The 4,270-nt window shown below is 62.6% G+C and carries 5 protein-coding genes and 1 pseudogene; 5 read left to right on the forward strand and 1 reads right to left on the reverse strand.

The window, feature by feature from the left end; translation table 11 throughout:
- Nucleotides 1–496: 496 nt before the first annotated feature.
- The 5 genes from msrB (at nt 497) to AWC25_RS00720 (ending at nt 3,983) form a co-directional block, all read left to right on the forward strand.
- Nucleotides 497–907 (forward strand): peptide-methionine (R)-S-oxide reductase MsrB, encoded by a 411-nt coding sequence (gene msrB / locus AWC25_RS00700; protein ID WP_372513552.1) that lies wholly within the window; start codon nt 497–499, stop codon nt 905–907.
- Between the two features lie 420 nt (nt 908–1,327).
- Nucleotides 1,328–1,621 (forward strand): DM13 domain-containing protein, encoded by a 294-nt coding sequence (locus tag AWC25_RS27210; RefSeq protein ID WP_244899437.1) that lies wholly within the window; start codon nt 1,328–1,330, stop codon nt 1,619–1,621.
- Nucleotides 1,618–2,127: a DoxX family membrane protein gene (locus tag AWC25_RS00710; RefSeq protein ID WP_085166217.1), complete on the forward strand. Its 510-nt coding sequence runs from the start codon at nt 1,618–1,620 to the stop codon at nt 2,125–2,127. The genes AWC25_RS27210 and AWC25_RS00710 overlap by 4 nt, the downstream gene beginning before the upstream one ends.
- A gap of 145 nt (nt 2,128–2,272) precedes the next feature.
- The gene (locus AWC25_RS00715; RefSeq protein WP_069403111.1) at nt 2,273–2,968 is read left to right on the forward strand and encodes a response regulator transcription factor; all 696 of its coding nucleotides are present in this window, start codon (nt 2,273–2,275) and stop codon (nt 2,966–2,968) included.
- The gene (locus AWC25_RS00720; protein WP_069403110.1) at nt 2,955–3,983 is read left to right on the forward strand and encodes a sensor histidine kinase; all 1,029 of its coding nucleotides are present in this window, start codon (nt 2,955–2,957) and stop codon (nt 3,981–3,983) included. The genes AWC25_RS00715 and AWC25_RS00720 overlap by 14 nt, the downstream gene beginning before the upstream one ends.
- 206 nt (nt 3,984–4,189) lie before the next feature.
- Here AWC25_RS00720 and AWC25_RS00725 read toward each other — a convergent pair.
- Nucleotides 4,190–4,270: pseudogene (locus tag AWC25_RS00725) on the reverse strand (DUF732 domain-containing protein); the annotation flags it as partial.

The following is a 4,270-nucleotide window of genomic DNA, read 5'->3' on the forward strand; positions in this document are numbered from 1 at the left end:
GATCATCCTCGGGAAGGTGCGCCCACTTTCACGCCCCCACGCCGACGCTCATCCACAGGTTCTGACCATTGCTCCGCGCCTCCTGCGTCAGAGAACAACCTCGCACAGGCAGTGATTTGGAGACTAACCGCGAACAGTGCCACGGACAGTCGGATCAGGTGTGCTCTCTGCGATCTCGGCACGATGCTCCCCACGGTCAGCGTCGATTCCGGCCCTATCGTCATTAGGCTAACCGCCCTGCGCGGGCAAAATTCTTACGAATCAGTGGCGTCCGAATCAACGGCCCTCGTCCCCTTGCGTCGAACTTTCTTACCGAACGATGACGAATTGTGTTGAGCCCCACCCGGCACGGCAGACGGCGTTACGGTGATTTGGGCAGGATCTCCGCTCGACCGAAAGCAGTGGCGAGATGGATATGACGAGACGGCGGTTTCTCACCGCCGGAAGCGTGGCCGCACTATCAATGGCCGCATTCAGTGCTTGTGCCGGCAGAGCGATGTCGGCACCATCGGACACCACCTTTGCTGTCACTCACACCGACGCCGAGTGGCGAAAGATGCTGACCGCGGCGCAATACAGCGTGTTGCGCGACGCTGGCACTGAAGATCCCTACAGTAGTCCGCTCAACCACGAACACCGTCGCGGTGTGTTCGACTGCGCTGGCTGTGCGCAACACCTCTTCTCGTCCGACACCAAATTCCATAGCGGCACCGGCTGGCCGAGCTTCTGGAAAGCGCTAGACAATGCGGTGGTGGAGCGCCCTGATACCAGCTTTGGCATGGCACGTACCGAAGTCCTCTGCAGCCGGTGCGGCAGTCACCTCGGCCACGTGTTCGACGACGGCCCACAGCCAACCGGTCTGCGTTATTGCATGAACGGCGTCGCGATGTCGTTCACTGCCCTTTGATCGCACGGCGCAACAACTCGTGACAGCGCGAAATTGACTATCGGCGACCGCTGACCCATAAGCGCCCCAACTACCCCACGAAACCGGAGATGAACCCGGGCCGGCTTGGGCGGACGCCCGGGGAAACCAGTAGCGCAAATATGACGAGGCCGTGACGGAGTTGACGAGGCGCCGCCCATCTCTCCAATCGCTTTGTAACGTAACCACTACCGACCATAGAACGCGCGATCCTGCGCCCAACGAAAGGTAAACCAGATGCGACCCACAGTGCTTAGGGGCGCGGCCGCTGTCACGATTGCCGCGGCCCTCGCTGCCTGCAGCAGCTCAAAAGAGGCGCACCCGGCGCCGGCGATGTCGCAGTCGTCGTCGGGGGCCCCGGCGATGTCCCAGGCTGCGAGTTCGGGCTCTGCAAGCACGCGGATGGGAACTTTCGGTGGCCTCAACGCCAAGCACGTCGCGGGAACCGTCTCGGTGACAGGCTCCCAGCTCACCCTGGCGGGCTTCTCCTCCGACGCGGGCCCAGATCTGCACATCTATCTCACGAACGGCACGGACGAGACTGCTGTGGCTGCCGGCAAAGAGCTCGGTAGTATCGCGTCCGACAAAGCGTCTCAGACGTTTTCAACCAACGGGGTCGATACTTCGAAATTCACCAATGTCGTTATCCATTGCGATAAGGCGAAGGCCGTCTTCGGTGCCGCCACCCTGACATGAAAGTCCCCGCCAACCCCGCATCCCTTGTCGCGTCGGTCTTTTTCGGCGCGACAAGGGTCGCGCTGGGCGGTCTGTGGATACACGAGGGCATCTTCAAGTACACCGCACACTTCGGCAGGGCGGATATCCTGCTAGTCGTAGACAGCGCGAAATCCAATAGTAGCGTGCCCGAATACTTCACCATATTCCTGGGACCCGTACTCGGCAGGTTGCCGGGCCTGTTCGGTGTTGCGATTCCGCTACTTGAAACCGCGCTGGGCGTGGCGCTGGTCCTCGGGGTACTGAGCCTGCCCGCGGCCCTGGCGTCGCTGTTGACACTCATGACCTACTGGAGTTCCGATCAGCTTATTGCCCAATATCCCATTATGGGCGTCCTGTCGGCGGTCGTGATCACCTGGTCGGCTTGGGCTGCGCGGCTCTCGACGACCACGCTCATAGTGGCGGCTTTGAACCGAAGACAGATTGGCGCACAACTGCTCTCGGGACCGCTTCGGCGCTGGGCGTGACGACCCGGGCCATAGCACTCGTCGCCCCATCACTCACCGATGCACCACCCGGACCGAGAACGACCTGAGAGATCGTCGCGATGGAGTCAATATCCCGACTCACCCCCGACCCCTAAGCACCGACTCGGGGCTAGTGTGAGACGGTGTGAGCCGGATCTTGATAGCCGATGACGACCCCGTCATTGTCGACGTGGTGCGCAGGTATCTGGAACGCGACGGGCACGACGTTTCGATCGCGCGCGACGGCGACGAGGCGCTGCAACTGCTGGGAACCGAACGCCTCGATCTCGCCGTCCTTGACGTGATGATGCCCGGCCCCGACGGAATGACGCTGTGTCGCAGCATGCGTCGCGGAGACGGGTATGCGGTGCCCGTGATTCTGCTGACAGCGCTGGGTGAAGAGGACGACCGGATCGCCGGCTTGGAGGCCGGCGCCGACGACTATGTGACGAAGCCGTTCAGTCCGCGTGAACTAGCGCTTCGGGTCCGATCAGTATTGCGCCGAGCCCCGTCGACAGCCGATGAACTTCCGTTGGAGTTGAGCGACGGATCGCTACGCGTCATGACGGCCGCGCGCTTGGTGACTGTCGGTGACCGGCCTGTCAGCCTGACCAGTCGAGAATTTGATCTGCTGACCTTCCTGCTGACCCATACCGACACCGTCTACTCTCGCGAGGAACTCCTGAAACTGGTGTGGCGGTGGGATTTCGGCGATCTGTCGACCGTTACCGTCCACATCAAGCGGCTGCGCTCCAAATTAGGAGACTCTCACCGGGTGCAGACCATCTGGGGGCGGGGCTACCTGTGGCGGGCAGGGGGGATATCCGGTGCAGGCGACTGACCTGTGGAAGATCGCGGGCTGGGCGCTCGCCTGTTCCATTCCGGTGGTGCTGTCCGGCGCGCTGACCATTCGGCTCGCACGGTCCTGGTCGCTGGTAGTGAGCATGGTCGCCTTAGTGCTGATTCCCACTCTGGCAACCCTCACTGGCGTGCTCGGCGCCAGCGGTTTCATGATCACTGAGACATTCGAGCGCACCGCGGTGGTATTGGTCATCGTGTCCGTGGTGACCATCCCGGCTGCCGTGCTCCTGGCCAGGTACCAGGCTCGGAGAACGGTGTGGGAGCAGCAGATCCGTGACTCCGAACGGATAGCCGAGCGATCGCGGCGCCGTCTGGTGGCATTCGTGAGTCACGATCTGCGCACCCCGCTGGCGGGCATCCGTGCCGGAGCCGAGGCCATCGCCGACGGGGTGGTGATCGAGGAAGAGGCCCGCGAGCAGGCCAAGTACATTGAGCATGAATCAATTCGGTTGTCGGAGATGGTGGACGACCTGTTCGAGATGTCAAAGATCAACGCTGGCGCGGTGCAACCCGCACACGACACAGTGGCGCTGGACGAGGTGGTCGACGACGTGGTGGCCGTTCATCGGATCGTCGCAGACCGGGCCGGGGTGGCACTGCAGGTCTATCTGCCCGACGAACCCGTGCGGGTGATCGGCAGCGACCGGGCTTTGGTTCGTGTGTTGTCGAATCTGGTAGCCAACGCGATCGCGCATACCCCGCGCGGAGGACACGTGACGCTCGCGCTCGGCCGAGACGGAAAGGAGGCCTGGGCGCGAGTGGATGACACCGGCGTCGGGATCGACGAAGCGGATCTACCCAGGGTGTTCGACGTCGCCTACCGTGGCTCCAATGGCCGCGTGCCGCGGGCTGATTCGTCGTCACCCAGCGGCTCGGGCCTGGGGCTGGCTATCGCGGCTGGGCTGGTGCAGGCGCACCGCGGCACGCTGTCCGCCTGCAACCTGGAGACCGGTGCACGTTTCGAGGTCCGATTGCCATTCGCGGGCGAGTCCTGACGGCATTTCACACGTCGCGATCGTCGGGGGCCGCAGAAGTCGCGGTGACGGAACACGATGTGTCCTAACGCAAGTCGCGCCGTTGCTCGGTCGACTTGGGGAGGACGTCCGCGTTCGTTTTCCCGATGATTACGGATGCCATCAGGCGGATGGATCAGATCACGACGCGAGATCTCCTACTTTGGTCTGGTTGAGCCCACTCCCACCTAGGCTTTGGCGAGTTGTTGTGGGCAGTAGTATTTCGCGGAGATCAGGGCGAAGTTGGATGCCATTTCCATGTCCATGCC

This window comes from Mycobacterium sherrisii, assembly GCF_002102355.1.
Taxonomy (GTDB): Bacteria; Actinomycetota; Actinomycetes; order Mycobacteriales; family Mycobacteriaceae; genus Mycobacterium; species Mycobacterium sherrisii.